This is a genomic window from Asanoa iriomotensis, assembly GCF_016862515.1.
Lineage (GTDB): Bacteria > Actinomycetota > Actinomycetes > Mycobacteriales > Micromonosporaceae > Asanoa > Asanoa iriomotensis.
Window position 1 is genome coordinate 24950 of sequence record NZ_BONC01000023.1, and the last position, 15142, is coordinate 40091.

Annotated in this window: 12 protein-coding genes; 8 read left to right on the top strand and 4 right to left on the bottom strand. The window is 66.5% G+C overall.

All coding sequences use genetic code 11. The annotated features are described in order from the left end of the window. The first annotated feature begins 311 nt into the window (after positions 1-311). Positions 312-2021, top strand: a complete 1710-nt coding sequence (locus Air01nite_RS17670; protein WP_203703624.1) for a glycosyltransferase family 2 protein — start codon at positions 312-314, stop codon at positions 2019-2021. A gap of 608 nt (positions 2022-2629) precedes the next feature. Here the strand turns inward: Air01nite_RS17670 and Air01nite_RS17675 are convergent. Next, positions 2630-3199, bottom strand: coding sequence for a hypothetical protein (locus Air01nite_RS17675; RefSeq protein ID WP_203703626.1), 570 nt, complete (start codon positions 3197-3199; stop codon positions 2630-2632). A 90-nt stretch (positions 3200-3289) separates the two neighbouring features. On the opposite strand from Air01nite_RS17675, the gene Air01nite_RS17680 reads away from it, so the two are divergent. From Air01nite_RS17680 to Air01nite_RS17700, 5 genes are all read left to right on the top strand, one after another. After that, positions 3290-3700 (top strand): TIGR03618 family F420-dependent PPOX class oxidoreductase, encoded by a 411-nt coding sequence (locus tag Air01nite_RS17680; RefSeq protein ID WP_203703628.1) that lies wholly within the window; start codon positions 3290-3292, stop codon positions 3698-3700. Between the two features lie 80 nt (positions 3701-3780). Continuing rightward, positions 3781-4515 (top strand): hypothetical protein, encoded by a 735-nt coding sequence (locus Air01nite_RS17685; protein ID WP_203703630.1) that lies wholly within the window; start codon positions 3781-3783, stop codon positions 4513-4515. Positions 4516-5023: 508 nt separating this feature from the next. After that, the gene (locus tag Air01nite_RS17690) at positions 5024-6043 is read left to right on the top strand and encodes a PDDEXK family nuclease (protein ID WP_203703632.1); all 1020 of its coding nucleotides are present in this window, start codon (positions 5024-5026) and stop codon (positions 6041-6043) included. Positions 6044-6168: 125 nt separating this feature from the next. Continuing rightward, a complete protein-coding gene (locus tag Air01nite_RS17695) occupies positions 6169-8505 on the top strand; it encodes a hypothetical protein (RefSeq protein ID WP_203703634.1) in 2337 nt (778 codons plus the stop codon). A gap of 217 nt (positions 8506-8722) precedes the next feature. Next, a complete protein-coding gene (locus tag Air01nite_RS17700; protein WP_203703636.1) occupies positions 8723-8932 on the top strand; it encodes a hypothetical protein in 210 nt (69 codons plus the stop codon). On the opposite strand, the gene Air01nite_RS41600 is transcribed toward Air01nite_RS17700, so the two are convergent. Then, entirely contained in the window at positions 8919-9053 is a 135-nt protein-coding gene (locus Air01nite_RS41600) for an HflX-like GTP-binding protein (protein WP_275408208.1), read from the bottom strand. The genes Air01nite_RS17700 and Air01nite_RS41600 overlap by 14 nt on opposite strands. A gap of 260 nt (positions 9054-9313) precedes the next feature. Further along, on the bottom strand, positions 9314-10207 hold the full coding sequence (locus tag Air01nite_RS17705) for a helix-turn-helix transcriptional regulator (protein ID WP_203703638.1): 894 nt from the start codon (positions 10205-10207) through the stop codon (positions 9314-9316). 101 nt (positions 10208-10308) lie between these two features. Between Air01nite_RS17705 and Air01nite_RS17710 the strand changes: the two genes are divergently transcribed. Both Air01nite_RS17710 and Air01nite_RS17715 read left to right on the top strand, forming a co-directional pair. Further along, positions 10309-11166, top strand: coding sequence for an aldo/keto reductase (locus tag Air01nite_RS17710; RefSeq protein ID WP_203703640.1), 858 nt, complete (start codon positions 10309-10311; stop codon positions 11164-11166). A 16-nt stretch (positions 11167-11182) separates the two neighbouring features. Continuing rightward, positions 11183-11794: a flavodoxin gene (locus tag Air01nite_RS17715; protein WP_203703641.1), complete on the top strand. Its 612-nt coding sequence runs from the start codon at positions 11183-11185 to the stop codon at positions 11792-11794. 143 nt (positions 11795-11937) lie between these two features. On the opposite strand, the gene Air01nite_RS17720 is transcribed toward Air01nite_RS17715, so the two are convergent. Then, positions 11938-15012, bottom strand: a complete 3075-nt coding sequence (locus Air01nite_RS17720; RefSeq protein WP_239090770.1) for an alpha-L-rhamnosidase — start codon at positions 15010-15012, stop codon at positions 11938-11940. Positions 15013-15142: the final 130 nt, after the last annotated feature.

The following is a 15142-nucleotide window of genomic DNA, read 5'->3' on the forward strand; positions in this document are numbered from 1 at the left end:
TCGATGAGTCGATGCTCAGGCCGGTCTCATGCTGGACTCACGCACGATCGGCAGGGTCGGGGGCGTCAAGTTGCCCACGTACGGACAGGATCTCGATGGAGACCGCTCCCTCCCCTGCTCTTCTCTACGAACCTGCCGACCTGGTCGATACGGCGCCCCCGGTCCGGCAGCCGACGGATGCCCCCGTACCCGCGTCTCGCTCGTGGTCCTCTCTGTTGCCGGTCCGGCTCGAACAGACGACACAGCCGCCGCGGCGACCTTCCTGGCGGGCTCGCCTGGCAACCTGGTTCCGCTGGTGGATGCCGGGTTTGATGGTGCTGGCGTTGGCCGTAGGGCTCCTGCTGTATTCGGTTAGGTCTGCCCGCGACGTCGGTGGGGGCGAGGCCGGCGGTACGGGCTGGTGGGCGGTGGTAATCGTCGCGCATCTGCCGCTGGTTGCGATTCTGGCTTTGCTGGTCGGCGGGTTGGTCGAGCGCCTTGGTTACTTCCGGTATGGGCGGCGGCCGGTGCGCCCTGGTCGGCTGCCGGCGCTGCTTCCGACGGTGTGCGTACAACTGCCGATGTTCAACGAGCACGCGGTGGCCCGGCGGGTCATCACCGCCGCCTGCGCCCTGACCTGGCCGACGGACCGACTCACCGTGCAGGTCCTCGACGACTCCACCGACGCCGATACTCGCGCACTGGTCGAGGGGATCTGCGCCGAGTTGCGGACGGCCACCGGCGTCAAATGCACCGTGCTGCACCGCGCCGATCGGCAGGGGTACAAGGCCGGCGCGCTCGAGGCGGGACGCGGGCGTACCGACGCGGAGTTCCTGGCGATCCTCGACGCTGACTTCGTGCCGCCGCCGGACTACCTGCTGCGCGCGATGCCCCACTTCTACTTGGCCGACGGTCGGCCGGACGACGGGCTCGCGCTGGTCCAGGCGCAGTGGGGGCACCTGAACCACGACGAGTCGGCGCTGACCCAGGCCCAGTCGCTCTGGGTTGACGACCACCACACGCTGCAAATGTCGTGGCGGTCGGCGAGATGGCGGTTTGTGAACTTCACCGGCACCGCCGGGGTCTGGCGGGCGTCCGCCATCGAGGCCACCGGCGGTTGGCGGGCGGCGAGCTTGGTCGAGGACTGCGAGCTGAGCTTCCGCAGCCTGTTCGCCGGGTACCGCACCACATTCGTCAAGGAGATCGTGGTTCCGGCCGAACTGCCGGCGACGTACACGGCGTACAAAGCACAGCAGCGGCGCTGGACCCAGGGCTGGGTGCAGTTGCAGCGGCTGCACCTCGGAACGCTCGTATTCCGATTTCAATGCTCATGGGTCCGGCGAATCCATTTGCTCTACCACATGTGCACCGCTTGGCGGTGGCCCGCCTGGCTTCTCTGGATCACGCTGCTGCCCTTCCTGATCGTCCACGATCTCTGGTTCGGGGTGTTCGGTACCGCAGTGGGCGTTGGCGTCTACCTGCTGCCCACCGCGCTCTGTGGCGTGGTGGCGGCGACCGTCGCGAGCCTCGAAACGAGGCACACCTACCCTGGGCGGCGCACGCCGTCGATCCTGGCCCGGCGGGTCGGTCGGATCGTGCCGCACCTGGTGATCAACGCCGGAATGCTGCCGCATCAGTTCAGTGCGTTCTGCGAAGGGTTGTTCGGCTCCCTGTACGGCGAGTTCGAGCGGACTCCGAAGGCCGCAACCGTCATGGCGTCCACGGGCATGCCGGCCGGGGTCGAGACGAGGAGGTCCACCACTGCGAGGCGTTACGACGTCAAGGTTCACTGGCCGTACGTGCTGGCGGAGGCGTGCTTCGTCGCCCTCCATCTGGCCTGGGCGGCGTTCTTCGCCGTCCAGGGGTTGATCCTGTGCGCGCTGGGCGCGGTGGTCATGGCCGCCTGCGTTCTCGCCGTGGCCTACTTTTACGGCGATCACGCGGGCAAGGTCTGCTTTTTTGTTGACGAGAGCGCGGCAGCCGCCCGCCTCCGCGCCGCGATCCGGAAACTGCCGATTGAGCGGAGTTGCACGCGGAGCTGAGGAGTCCTGCGGCCGGAGCACCGGGCCTGGTGTGGCGGCCCGATTGCTCTTCGATGCGCACCAGCGCGGGAGAATCTGTGTCCGAGGGGCGACACGAACCGATACCCAACCCGGGTATCTGCTGGCAGGCACGATTTTGCTTCCCGACTAATGGCGCCGTCAACGTCTTGGTCCTCCGCGGACCGCACCCAAGGCCTTAAGGTCCGGTCGCTATGGTTCAGAGCGCCGGGCAGACCCACACCCGAGGTGAGTGTCCGTTGCCCCGTTGTGCTGACCATTCCTCCGCTGAGGATCGTGGCCCGTTGACGATCGCTGTGCGGCAGCAACGACGTTTGCGTTCTACGGCCGGGTCTCGACAGGAGACCACCAGGACCTGCATCTCCAGGTAGTGGCAACTGGCTCGAGAGCTAGACCTCATCGGTCCCTGCGGTGGACGCGTCGTGCCCCAGTTCCTCTACGTCGCGGTCTCGCGACCTTTGCCTTGGAAACGGCGCCCACAAGCGGCGCGACTCTTGAACGAGGCCCGGTCGGCTGTCAGGTCGAACCTGACAGCCGACCGCCTCCACGCGCCTCCCGCGCGGCCAACAGCAAGCTCGGCCAGACCGTAGTCACCCGCCGCGGAAGGCGTAGACGTAGACGCGGAGCTCAGCCGAGTTGGGAACGTGCTGCACCAGCGCGGTCACCGCGTACTGCGTTGGCAAACCCACACCGAATTCCTGGAACTTCTCCGCTGGCCCCAGCTGCCAACCCATCTTCGCTACTACCTCGTCATCCATCCAGCTGCGGCGGAAGGCGAGCGGCTTATCCTCCGAGGCGTCGCCGACGCGGGTTTTCTCAGGAACCCGGGTCATGCCGTTGCCGACCACGAGTTCGTCCATGCAGTCCACCGAACCGGTGGCGGCCAGGAACACCTTGTAGTAATAACCGAAGCCGTCATCGACAAGCGCGTACTTGAGCGAAGGGCCGAGGCACGACGGGACCGAGAGTGCCGCTCGCTCGAGACCGGTCTCAAGCAACACCCTTCCATCGTCGATCTCGTACGCCCGCGGATCACGTACCCCATCGCCGCCCCTGGCGGAGCTGCACCCAGCCGAGGCCACCACAACGGCGACACACACGGCAGCGACAACCGCCCAGCCGAGACGCGCCTTCGCCGCACGAAGCGACACCTTGTTCACCACTCCCCTGGAGGCAATCGGAGGTACAAACTACTCGGGCCCGGTCACCGACCGTTCGCCCGAGCGGATCTTGCGCTCTAGGGTGTCCTCATGCCTTCCACACCGCTACCGGCACGGGTCGTCGATCTGTTGCGGCTACCGAACCCCGCGGTCATGGCCACGGTCGCCGCAGACGGCCGCCCCGTGACCGTGGCCACCTGGTACCTGCTCGAAGAAGACGGCCACGTGACGCTGGGCCTGGACGCCAAGCGGGCGCGGCTCAAGCACCTGCACGCCGATCCGCGGGTCTCGTTGACCGTGCTCGCACGCGACGACTGGTACAGCCACGTCAGCCTGCAAGGCCGGGTCCTGTCCATCACCGACGACGTCGGCCTGCGTGACATCGACCGTCTAGCGCGGCACTACACCGGCGACGCGTACACGAATCGTGAGCGCGCCCGCGTGACCGCACAGGTCGAGATCGAACGGTGGCACGTGTGGGGCAAGCTCCGAGACCTGTGACCGGCATTCGCCACCCCACCCGTAAGACGATGTCGTTGCGGCGCTAGCTGAGCGGTTTTCGGCCGCCGGTTCACGCCTCCGTGCTTGTCGAAGCGACACCCTGGCTGGATGACCCGCTGTTCTGGCCGTTCTTCCTGCACTCGGTTGGTGGTTCTGAGACCGCAGCAGTTGCCTTCGACGCGGATCCCGCTGATGTCGAACAGTACGCGGCGGACCTCCACCACCCCGACAGCTGGCCCTTCATCGCCGTGCGACTCAGCCGTGGCCACCGCCTGTACATCCTGTTCCGCAACCACGAAGACGACGCGGGATGGGACTACCTGCTCCGCCCAGCCGGCTCCGATGACGTCACCACGTTCGCCGCGCTGGACGGAGGCTTCCAAGGACCAGGCCTCTCATGGCCGGAACTCCTCACGGCAGATGCTCAGCCGGACCCCGCACGGACCCGCTCGGAACGCCTCCTACTGCTGCTACCCACCCTGGGCGACGCCAGCGTGCCGCACGACGCCGACGAACTGATCGCCTCGGCGTTCACCGCCGTCGGCGGCCTGCCGCAGCACCGGTACAAGGTTGCCAGCGAACTACTGACCGCGAGCCGCCGTTTCTGGGGCGCTCCCGAATGGATCGAGCACGCAGACCGTCGGGTCTGCCTCGCCCGCCACAGCCCACGAGGGCCCGAGGCACCCCTGGATCGTCTTGCCCCTGACGGCCGAAGCCCTCAGCCCCGGGAACTGATTCGAGGCCTAGCCGGGCCCGCGGCTCGGCGGTCGAGTGGTGCTGGAATCATCCACCCTGACGCTGAAGGATCACGATGACTAGGTCGGGCCAAATCAGAGCGATCGATCTTATTTGCTGACAGGGCGTTCCGAGCTCGGGTCACCGCGCGGTGGTTCGCCTTGCTCGCGATGTCGGGCGCTACCTGGGTGCACCTCGTGAGCAAGCGCGGGGTGCGATGGTCGGCTTACCGTCGCGGACCGGGCGGGGACGGCCGGTGCAGCCCGGCGGAAGTCCATGCCGTAAGCCGAAGCGTGGGGGGTTCAACTCGATAACGGGCAGACGCGCTCTGAGCTGCCGTTGGGTATGGGTTCATATCGAGGGGCGACACGAACCGATACCCAGCCGGGGTATCGGCTGGCAGGCACGATTTTGCTGCCTGAATGACCGCGCCGTCAAACGCCGTTGCCACCGGGGTTCGGTATGCAGCTCAGCAACGGGTCAGGTCAGAGTCCGCCGCATACCGGCGAGTCGCGCGATCCCATCGCAGCCATGGCAAAGCGTACGGCGGAGTGACGTCTGGCGTGGACGGTCCTACAGTGACTCGCCATGGGAAGCGAGACGGTGTTCACTGTCGACGGTGTGACCTCAGCCCTGGCCACGTCGGTGACGATGGCCAGCGAAGAGCTCCAGGAACGCAAGCACCTACAGCAGTGGATCATCGATCATCCCGAGGTTCTCGGCTTGGACATCAAGGTCGTGACCATGGAATACGACAAGTGGGTGACCGCCGGTGGGGCTAAGGCCCTAGATCGTCTAGACGTCCTAGCCGTCGACCGCGGCGGCCGCCTGGTCGTGGTCGAGCTGAAAAGGGATCGCGCGGAGGCTGCCGTGACCATGCAGGCCATCAACTATGCAGCGATGGCGAGCCGGTTCAGCTTGGACAATCTCGCCGATGCCCACGCCGCCTTCCTGGGTTCTGAGATCTCTCGGCAAGAAGCGCTGCAGCAGCTTGTCGATTGGGCGGACACGATTAACGACGACACCCTTGCCCCTCCCCGCATCGTCCTGGTTGCCGGCGACTTTGGCCCATCGATCACAAACACCGCACTGTTCCTCCACAGCCAGGGCCTCGATATTCGGTTGATCAAGTACCAGCTGTACCGGCTGGCGTCGGGCCATCTGGTCTGCACCACCTCACAGCTGATCCCGGTCCCTAACGCCGAGGATTACATGGTCCGCCCACGCTCCAGCGACATCAGCAAGGCCGTCGCCACGGCAGCGCAGACCCGCAAGGAGGAGATCTGCAAACGCCTGGTCGACGCGAACGCCTTCGCCCTGGGCGCAACGTTGTCCATCGTCGTCCCAGACAAGGTCGGCGAGGACCGCCAGACAGTCAAGGAATGGCTAGCGGAGAAGCCCACTCGATCGGTCGTCCACTGGACGCAGGACCCGAAGCTGCCGGTGAAATGGGCCGAGGACGGCGAGCCCTATAACTGCACCACGCTGATCCGGAAGATCATCGAGGCAGCTACCGACAGCCCTCCCCAGACCTACCCGTGGGGCGTTCGCTGGATCTGCGACTCCACGGGCAAGAGCCTCAACCAGCTAGCCGATGTCTTGCCCTGAGCACCATTACTGCGCTGGACGGCGACGCTTGGGTGCGCGACCAGCCGGCAGGGCCGGATCACGCCAGAGCTCCGCCACCCAGCCGACAACCTGCGCCACCGCCTGAACCCACGGAGGCTGGGATCGTGATGAACCAGGTCGCCCCGGTTACGCAGTTTGACCCGCGACGGGACGCGAAAGAGCAGCTCCTCGAGGCGTCACTCAACCGCCGAGTCCTCGACTGCCGCTCGGCCGGCCAACGGCATCGACTCGCTGCGGACGACATTCGGAGCGCCTGCCTCCAGGCCGACAACCTTGACCCTTTCGGCCTGCGAGTAGCCCACGCCAGCATCGACGGGGCACTGGATCTCCGAGGTACTCAGATCAAGGTGGGGCTCTGGTTCACCTCATGCGTCTTCGCCCAGCCCGTGCGGCTCGACGGAGCCGAGCTGCACGAGTTGGTCATCGCCGACGACCTTGGCGACCGACCCTTCGTCGGATCACCGTACCGATCAGAACTCCCCGGACTCCTGGCCAACGGCGTGCGCATCCGCCGAGACCTAATCCTGTCCGGCACCGTGATCACCGGCGCGCACCGCACCTCGGCCTCGCTTACCCGCAGCTCCGCGATCTGGCTGACCGAAGCTGACATCGGCGGCCGGCTTCTGGCCATCGGTACTACCATCAACGCCACTGGTGACCGGGCGATCCAGGCAGACCGGACCCGAGTCGGTGGTGACGTCCGGCTCGTCCGAGGTTTCACCGCTACCGGCGAGGTCCGCCTGCTTGCCGTGCAACTCAACGGTTCGCTCGATCTAACGGCCTCTTCGTTCCTACCCCGAGACGGCCGGGCACTCGACATCGCCGAAGCCAGCATCGGCGGCAGTCTCTTCCTCCTCGACGACCCAGACTTGAACCTCCGGCCACGGATCCACGGCCGCCTGGAACTGGGCCGAACCACCATCGGCGGACGCCTGCACATCCGCAACGCGGACCTACGCGCACCAGCTCGCGGCGTCGGCCTGCACGACTACAACAACGTGGAGACCTACGGACAGGTCGCCATCCTCGGCCAAGGACTCGCCGTGGCCGGAACCACGAGGATCGAGGGAGACACGATCATCCGCGGGGCTGTCGCGCTACACGGCGCCGACCTCAAAGGCGGACTGCACGTCGGCCACGCCGAGATATGGAACCCCGGTGACATCGCGCTCGACCTTGCCCAAGCAACCATTGGTGCCGGCGTAGCCGCACCTGGACTGTCGCTTCAGGGAACCGCGCAACTCGCCAACGCCACGATCCGCGGACCGCTCAATCTGGACGATGCTGAGCTGAGCCACCCGTACGACCGTCGCTGCGTCGTCGCCGTCGGTGCACGCATCGACGGCGACGTGACATTACGCCGTGCCAAAGCCAGCACCGGATACCTCAACCTGCGCGGATCCTCCATCGCAGGGGTCCTCGACGCCCAAGGTGCAATTCTCGACAACCCCGGCGACAAGACCATCAACCTCCATCAAGCCCGCGTAGCCGGCAGCGTCCGCCTCTGCGCGGGCTTCTCGTCCTCCGGCCTGGTAGTTCTCAACCGCGCCACCATCGACGGGCGCCTGCGCTGCGGCGACGGAACATTCGCCTGGTCGCGAACCGCTCCGACGGTTCCCGGCTCAGAACCAAACCCTCGCAACTCTGCCTTCGAAGCGATCTCCGCCGTCGTCAGGGGCGGCATCGATCTGCGATGGCGCGTCACCGCCGGCGCCGTCGACTTCACCAACGCGCAAACCAGCTTCCTCGCCGACGACCCAGCCACCGACTGGCCCCCAGAGACATACCTCGGCGGCTTCGTGTACGAGAGCTTCGCGCCAACTGATTGGCGCCGCGGCCACGGCGAGTGGGATCCCGACGTCCGAGCCCGATGGCTCGCAACACTCACCCCCGACGACCCCCAACCGTGGAAGCAAGTAGCGCGAGTCCTGCGAGCTAACGGCAACCCCAGCGGCGCCGAACGAGTCCTCATAGCGCAACGCCGTCACGCACGGCGCCGTCTCGTCGCCAAACACGGCTGGCGGGGACGGACCCTGCTCGACCTACTCGCTGACGCCACCGTCCGATACGGGCACCGGCCACACCGCGCCATCCTCGCCGTCATCGGCCTCATCGCCGCCGTGGCAATAACCCTCACCCCAGCCACAGCACGAAGCTGGATGGTCACGACCCGCCCCGCCCAAACAGCAACCATCATCGACGCCAACTACGCCCGGACCGCCGCAGCCCGATCGCCGTGCTCCGCCGCCGGGGCCTGCTTTCAGCCGATCCTCTACGCCATCGACACCGTCATACCCATCCTCGACCTCAAACAACGCTCGGCCTGGCAGCCGAGCCGCCACGTCGCGTGGCTCCAACTCGGGCTGGACGCTGCGGCCATTCTCGGCTGGATCGCCTTCACAGTCTTCGCCCTGTCATTCACACGCCTAGGACGCCAATGAGCATGGCATCCTGCCAGCACGTATGTGGAGCGCCCAACAGTGCCTGGAGCGAGTTGAAGTATTCGACCACTGAAATGGGTGGAGTCACCTGGAGTGAGATCCGGTTCCTCCTTGGCGCGCCTGAGTTTATCGTTCCGTTCTTTGGTGCTTCATGATGAAGTGGTGTTGTTACATATTCGAAGATCTTGCCACATGTGCTGGCAAGGCTGGTCTGTCCGTGATCGTCGTCGCGCTAGGTGATCAAGATTCGTTCATGCTGCAAGCGAGGGCTGTGGACGCGGGTACGCAGATGCCAAATGTGCCTATCAAAATCTACACAATGACGCAGCAGGCGATCTTCCATTGCCCGGGCTGTGGGGTGCGCCTCGACAAGTACTACAAGAAATCGACAGAACAGCTAAGAAGGGAAGATCTCAACAAGCGTTAACATGGTCGCTCAGGTAGTTGATGAAAACGACGGCGTCGGCGTTGGTATCCACGCAGGTTTTGGCGATCTCTTCCAGCTTGCCCGAACCGACGAGATAGCGATGAGACAGAGGTGCCGTCATCAAATGCACTCCGCCGTCGGAGACGCCTCTCGCGCTGGACATGCCGCTGGACCACGTGTCCGCCTAGTTGCGCGACCCGTTGCTCCAGGGTGTCGAGACGAGCCTGATGATCACGTTCTCTGGCCGAGAACAGGCCGACCAGGACGACGTGGCGGATGGCGGTCACCTCGCCAGCTTCGCAGGGCAGCGTCTTGAGCCGAAACAGGGGATCAAAGGCCTAAACGCCCATGGGTCCGCGGCACGACCGGGACACCACCTGGCTAGTTCGCGGTCCGGTGCTGTTCGTCGGTCGCGGTTTCCGACCGGGGGCTCCAGCTCGCGAGGAAACCGATCGCCTCTGCGGTCGGGCTGGCGGGTTCGTAGGTGTAGGTGATGATGGTGAGCCCGGGATCGCCGGGCAGGTGGAGCGCTTCGCCGGTGAGCTCGAGCTCACCGGCGACCGGGTGGTGCAGTCTCTTCGTGGCGGTGTGGTGCAGCTTCACGTTGTGGGTGGCCCACCACGTGCGAAACTCCTCGCTACGGGTGCTGAGCTCGCCGACCAGGTCGATCAGGCCGCGGTCGTAGGGGTTGCGGCCGGCCTCGGTGCGCAAGGCGGCGACGCAGTCGGCGGCGACGGTCTGCCATTCGGCGTAGAAGTCCCGTGAGCGTGGGTCGAGGAAAAGATACCGGGCCAGGTTGACCGCCCGGCCTTCCGGAAAGGCGCCGGTGAACAGGGCACGGCCCAGCCGGTTGGTGGCCAGGATGTCCATGCGCCCGTTGCGGACGTAAGCGGGGGTGTGGATGGTGTCGAGGATGCGCCGCACCCCGAGACGCACGCCGGTGCGGTTCGCAGTGTGTCGCGACGCCGCTGCCGGGGCCCGGCCCGCGGCGGTGTTAGCTGTATCGGCCAGGTCGAACAGGTGCGTGCGCTCGGCCTCGTCGAGTCGCAGCGCCCCCGCGAGGCTTTCCAGTACGGAGTTGGAGACGCCGGTCAGGTTCCCGCGTTCGAGGCGGGTGTAGTAGTCGGTGCTCATCCCGGCGAGCATCGCGACCTCTTCCCGGCGCAGGCCCTTGACCCGCCGCCTGCCCCCGAAGAGCGGCAATCCGGCCTGCTCAGGGGTGAGGCGTGCGCGGCGGGTGGTGAGGAAGTCGCGTACCTCGTCCCGGTTGTCCACGAGATCGACCGTACGGCGCGGACGCCGCCACAGGGAGGGTCTGGCATTACCGGGGAAGCCCGCCACTGCCTCCGGCACAGAAAGTGGGGTTTCGTGATCCCATGACCTCACCCGACCACTTGATCACGCTTAATAATGGCGTACGGATGCCGATCCTCGGATTCGGAGTGTTCCAAGTTCCCGAGGAGCTGACAGAGCAGGTCGTGTCCGACGCCCTCGCCGCCGGCTACCGCTCCGTCGACACCGCCGCCAGCTACGGCAACGAGGCGGCGGTCGGGCGAGCGATCGCCGAGAGCGGGATCCCGCGCGGCGAGCTGTTCGTCACGACCAAGATGTGGATCCAGCACACCGGCGAGGTCACCGCCCGGCGGGAATTCGACAAGTCGCTCGAGCGCCTCGGCCTGGATTACGTCGACCTGTACCTGATCCACCAGCCCCTCGGGGACTATTACAGCTCCTGGCACGCGATGGAGAAGCTGCACGGCGAGGGACTGGCCAGGGCGATCGGCGTGTCGAACTTCCATTCCGACCGGCTCGTCGACCTCATCACGCACAACGAGATCGTCCCTGCGGTCAACCAGATCGAGACGCACCCGTTCTTTCAGCGGCGGGCCGACCAGGACGTCATGCGCGAGCACGGGGTGCAGATCGAATCGTGGGGCCCGTTCGCCGAAGGGAAGAACGACCTTTTCGACAACCCCACGCTGGCGGCGATCGCCGACGCGCATGGCAGTTCGGTCGCCCAGGTGGTCCTGCGCTGGCTCATCCAGCGTGGCGTCGTCGTCATTCCGAAGTCCGTCCGCCGTGACCGCATGGCCGAGAACCTCGACGTCTTCGGCTTCACCCTCACCGACGACGAGATGACCCGCATCGCCGCCCTGGACACGGGCCGGACCGCATTCTTCGACCATCGCGACCCCGCCATGGTGACCTGGCTCGGCGGCCGCCGTGTCGACTGACCTGCCGCGCAGGGCGGTGCTCGCCGGTGCCGTGCTGACCGCGTTGAGCGGCTGCCGCTCGTCCCGCCAGCCAGGCAGTGAACCCGGCCCGGAACGGCGCGGCCCGCGGTCCGTTCTGGTCGCGTACTTCTCACGGGCCGGCGAGAACTACTGGAATGGCGGCCGCCGGCGCTTGACGATCGGCAACACGCAGGTCGTCGCCGAGACCATCGGCGAACTGATCGGTACCGACGTGCACCGCATCGACGCCGCTGATCCGTACCCCGACGCCTACGACCCCACGGTCGAGCGAAACGTGCGGGAACAGCGAGACGACGCCAAGCCGGCGATCGCGAACCTGCTGGCCTCCATAGACCGCTACGACACCGTGCTGTTGGGCAGCCCGATCTGGAACGTCCGCGCGCCAATGATCATGTCGACGTTCACCGAAGGCCTCGACTTCACCGGCAAAATCGTGCACCCGTTCACCACGTACGCGATGAGCGGCCTCGGCACGACCGAACGCGACTACGCCGCGACATGCCCGGGCGCTACCCTCGGCGAAGGCCTGGCTGTCCGCGGCGAGGAGGCTACCGCCGCTGGCCCTGCCGCCGAGGCGTGGCTGCGCCGCATCGGCCTCAAACCCTAAGCAGAACAGAGATCGCCAAGCGGCCGGACTTGGTCGTACGGCAGTCGAGCCGCTGCGCTGACTAGCAGCCGGGGCGGTTGCCGGCGAGATCCCGTCCATCAGCGACCTCACCGGCAACCGCCGGTCTGTTACGTCACCGGCACCTATGCGGCGGTGAAGGTGAACTGTCCGGAGGGAACGGTGAAGACGGTGTAGCCACCGTCGACCCGTTCGAACCGGGCCCGGGCCGGTGTGCGGACGGACTGCCCGTCTCCGGTCGGCACCCATACCTCCGCTGTGGTGTTCGTCGGAACGGTGATCTTCAGTTCGAACAGCCGGTCGGATTTCGTCCAGGCGCTACGGGCGAAGCCCTTGGCGGTCTTGTAGGTGCCCTTGGCGTAAGTCAGGTCACCGACCGCCTTCGGTTGGAATACCAGCTTGTCGTAGGCCACTGAGCCGGTCGCGGACCGGATCCCGGCGATACCTGACTGGAACCACTCCTCGATCTGCGCAAGGATCATGTGGTTCTTAGAGCTTCCCCGCGTCCATCGCTCGCCGATCGTGGTGAAACCGCCGGGGTTCTCCGGTGTGGACGCCATGAAGTAGCCGTAGCTCGGGTAGTCGTCCTCCTGAAGGAGGTCCCAGAGCACGTCGTCTCGGCCTGCCGCCGCGAGGCTGCGGACGATCGGTGACATGCCGATGGTGCCGCCGCTGAAATGCGGGCCATTTCCTTCGGGGTGGAACGCGTAGACGTTGTCGACCAAGTAGTCGACGACGCTCTGGCGCCTGTCCGCCGGCACGAGTCCGGCATCGAGCGCGAGTGCCTGCGCAGCCTGCGTCGCGCCGGCGGTGCCGGCATTGCCGGTCGCGGTGTAATGCCCGACCGTGTCGTTGAAGAACGCCACGTTGAACGCGTCCTTGATCTGCCCGGCCAGTGCGGTGTACTCCGCGGCGTCGGCGGTGTGACCGGTCAGCTCGGCCATCGTCGCCATCTTGGTGATCATGACGTAGTAGCCCCACGTACCGGTGATCCGGCCCGAGGTGTCCTCCGCCGAAACCCAGTCGGTGAGGGCGGCGTCGACGATGTGGGCGTTCTCGCCGGTGCCGACTTTCTGCCGCTGGATGTAGTCGACGAACTTGGTCATCTGGTCGTAGTACGTCGCCATCGTCTGTGTGTCGCCGTACAGCTCGTACAACATGGCCGGCACCAGGATGATCGCGTTACCCCAGTTGATCTCGTCCCCGAACCGGCCTGTGTAGCCCCAGTCGTAAACCGGGGTCTTCAACGCCACGTTGCCGGCCATCGTGGTGTCGGCGATCGACTGTCCTTCGACGAGGTGGTGCATCGAGGTGCGCAGGTAGGCGCCGACCTCGTAGTTGCGGTGGATTGAGCCCATCGGCATGGTGTAGTCGGCCGGGTAGGACAGCTTCTCGCGGCCGGGGCAGTCGGTGAAGACCGACATCATGTTGCCGGCGAACGAGTAGCGGGCCATCGTGTGGATACGGTTGATCCGCGCGTTTGAGGTGGTGAACTCGCTAGCCGCCGGCGTGGACGCCTGGAGCCGGACGCCGGTGACCAGGTCGCGCGTCGGAACGTATCCCTCAGGTAGGCCGGTGACCTGGACCCATTGCATGCCGAAGTAGTTGAACAGGGGATGCCATTTCTCGCCCTTGGGGGCGCCATAGGCGGTATAGGTGTTGAACAGGTCGCTGCCACGTCCGCCCGGCCCGAGCGAACCCTGGTTGACAGTGCCGTCGGCGTTGAGTGACTCCGCCGGTGCCACCTTGATGGTGGTACCCGCTGGCATTTCGGCGAGCTTGATCTCGGGCCAGCCGACGATGTTCTGGCCGAAGTCGAACACCCACGTGCCGGGTACGGGGTTGGTGACGGAGACCGGCTTGAACCGCTCGTGTTCGACGACCGGTTCGGCGGCCCGGGCGACCAGTCGCGTGGCCAGGTTGGGCGGCGGGGCGATGCCGGCGCTGACCCATTCCGTGGGGGTGCCGTCGCGCCGCTTGGCGGTCGGGCCGAGGTTCGATCCCGCCTCGTTCCAGCCGGGCTGTTCGCGCCGGGCGTCGTAGTCGGCGCCCGAGTACCAGGCGTCGGTGACAAGCGCACCGAACGAGGTCCGCCACGACCGGTCGGTGACGATCTCCGAGCGGGTGCCGTCGGTGTACGTGATCTCCAGCCGGCCGATGAACCGTGGCGTCACGGCCGCGCCGGCCGACGCGTCGCTTGCGGCTATGTTGTTGCCCGAACCCGTGACCTTTGACCCGGTGGCGTGGACGGTCGAGAGGCCAGGGGTGAACGAAATTCCTGTGCCGTCGGCGCCGGCGGTCCCGATCCCGGTGATGATGCGGGACTCGAGGCGGTCACCGCCGCCACCGGTGTCGACGTTGACGGTCCCGCCGACGTGGTAGCCGGTAACGCTGGAGACCTTGACCGTGGTAGCGCCGGCGGGCGCGTCGGCGACGAGAAGGCCGTTGCCCTTGAGCTGGCTCTGCCACCACGAGTACGGCGAGGTCCGCCCGACCGTCGGGTTGGTAACGCTGCGCCGCACATACGCCGTCCCGTTGCCGAGCTCGACGCCGATCGTGTTGGCGCCGTCCCGAAGGGCCTTCGTGACGTCGTAGGTGCGGAATTCGCTGGATAGCTGGTAGTTCGAGTTGCCTGGGGCGAGCACCTCGTCAGTGATCTCGCGGCCGTTGACGGTCGCGTGGTGCAGGCCCACACCGGAGAGGTACAGCTGGGCGTCGGCGACTCTCTTGCCGCGCGGCACAGAGAACTGCCGGGCGAACACGGGCAGCGGCTGGTTCTCCGCCCGGTCGGGGTAGTCGATCCACCGAGCGCCGCCCCAGTCGCTCTGGCTCAGCAGCCCCATCGACCACGTGGCCGGCTGCGACCAGTCCGACAGGCGCCGGCCGGCATCCCAGACCCGCACCCGCCAAGCGACGGTGGCCCGGGAACGCAGCTCCTCGCCGAACACCGCGCGCTGCTCCGCGCTGTTGACCTTGCCAGACGCCCAGATCAGCTTCCCGGCCTCGAGCTTGCCCGCGTCGGAGGCGGCCTGGATCTCGTAGCTGGTCTGCCGGTCGCCTGGGCAGGCCACTGTCGCGCGCGGGCGGTAGCAGGGGTGCGCCGCGGCGCGCCGGGTCTCGGCGATCTGCCAGGTCAGTGTCGGCCTGGGGTTGTCCAGCCCCAGGGGTGAGTCGTATCGGCCGTCAACGGCGAGGTTCACGACCTCGACGTCGCCGGAACTCGCGTGCGCGGACGCCCCCATGGTGAATGGGGGCGCTACGAGGGTCAAGGCTAGACAAGCACCTACCACCGCGGTCGCCGTACGTCTGTTGATTGGCACCCGTTCTCCC